This window comes from Micromonospora sp. NPDC005305, from assembly GCF_040607315.1.
Classification (GTDB): domain Bacteria; phylum Actinomycetota; class Actinomycetes; order Mycobacteriales; family Micromonosporaceae; genus Micromonospora.
In genome coordinates this window covers 1-1,751 of sequence record NZ_JBEXGL010000052.1, presented here as the reverse complement: position 1 = coordinate 1,751, position 1,751 = coordinate 1, and the positions used below count along the sequence as shown (strand labels likewise).

The window sequence follows — 1,751 nt, the reverse complement described above, 5'->3', positions numbered from 1 at the left end:
AGCTCGATCGATTTGATCAGCGGCGCAGAGCTGTGAATTGCTCGAGAACGGCAGACGCCTAGATCGGCGCGTTCGGCGCCCCGGCTCCAGGCAGGCCGCCCGCCTCGATCCCATGTGCATTTCCGCCGCGCCAATGCAAAAACCCCCGCCTTTCGGGCGGGGGTTTCTGGCTTAGGGAGCCTGACGATTACCTACTTTCACACGGGAATCCGCACTATCATCGGCGTAGAGTCGTTTCACGGTCCTGTTCGGGATGGGAAGGGGTGGGACCGACTCGCTATGGTCATCAGGCAAAGAGGGTTGTTGCGCTGGCTTCGCAGCACAACCAATCTTGGAAGAAGCAGTAATTTTGGTTGTGTGTATCACACACGAGAATCCAACTTGTCGCTTTGGATCGCGGCCGGTGCTGTCGCACGGCGCAGATCTACAAGGCAGACTTGTTATAGGATCAAGCCTTACGGGCAATTAGTATCAGTTAGCTGAACGCATTACTGCGCTTACACACCTGACCTATCAACGTCCTGGTCTCGAACGACCCTTCAAGGGGATCTAGTCCCCAGGGATATCTCATCTTAAGGCGAGTTTCCCGCTTAGATGCTTTCAGCGGTTATCTCTTCCGAACATAGCTACCCGGCGATGCCACTGGCGTGACAACCGGTACACCAGAGGTTCGTCCACTCCGGTCCTCTCGTACTAGGAGCAGCCCCCCTCAATTCTCCAGCGCCCACGGCAGATAGGGACCGAACTGTCTCACGACGTTCTAAACCCAGCTCGCGTACCACTTTAAATGGCGAACAGCCATACCCTTGGGACCTACTACAGCCCCAGGATGTGATGAGCCGACATCGAGGTGCCAAACACCGCCGTCGATATGAACTCTTGGGCGGTATCAGCCTGTTATCCCCGGAGTACCTTTTATCCGTTGAGCGATGGCCCTTCCATTCAGAACCACCGGATCACTATGACCTGCTTTCGCACCTGCTCGAGCCGTCACTCTCGCAGTCAAGCTAGCTTATGCCATTGCACTAACCTCCTGATGTCCGACCAGGATTAGCTAACCTTCGTGCTCCTCCGTTACTCTTTGGGAGGAGACCGCCCCAGTCAAACTGCCTACCATGCACTGTCCCCGACCCGGATCACGGGCCAAGGTTAGAACCTCAAACAAACCAGGGTGGTATTTCAAGGACGGCTCCACCGAAACTAGCGTTCCGGTTTCATAGCCTCCCACCTATCCTACACAGATCGGTTCAAAGTCCAATGCAAAGCTACAGTAAAGGTTCATGGGGTCTTTCCGTCTAGCCGCGGGTAGATTGCATCATCACAAACACTTCAACTTCGCTGAGTCTCGGGAGGAGACAGTGTGGCCATCGTTACGCCATTCGTGCAGGTCGGAACTTACCCGACAAGGAATTTCGCTACCTTAGGACCGTTATAGTTACGGCCGCCGTTTACCGGGACTTCAATCAAGAGCTTGCACCCCATCATTTAATCTTCCGGCACCGGGCAGGCGTCACACCCTATACGTCCACTTTCGTGTTTGCAGAGTGCTGTGTTTTTATTAAACAGTCGCAGCCACCAGTTTATTGCAACCCCTTCACCCTTCTGGCGCAAGCCAGTCAAGCTACAAGGGCGTACCTTATCCCGAAGTTACGGTACCAATTTGCCGAGTTCCTTCTCCCGAGTTCTCTCAAGCGCCTTAGAATACTCATCTCGCCCACCTGTGTCGGTTTGCGGTACGGTCATCATTAGAC

General features: G+C 54.4%; 2 rRNA genes. Both read right to left on the bottom strand.

The features are described 5' to 3' along the window. Positions 1-178: 178 nt before the first annotated feature. Positions 179-291 (bottom strand): 5S ribosomal RNA (gene rrf, locus ABZS80_RS33230). A gap of 153 nt (positions 292-444) precedes the next feature. Then, positions 445-1,751 (bottom strand): 23S ribosomal RNA (locus tag ABZS80_RS33225); the annotation flags it as partial.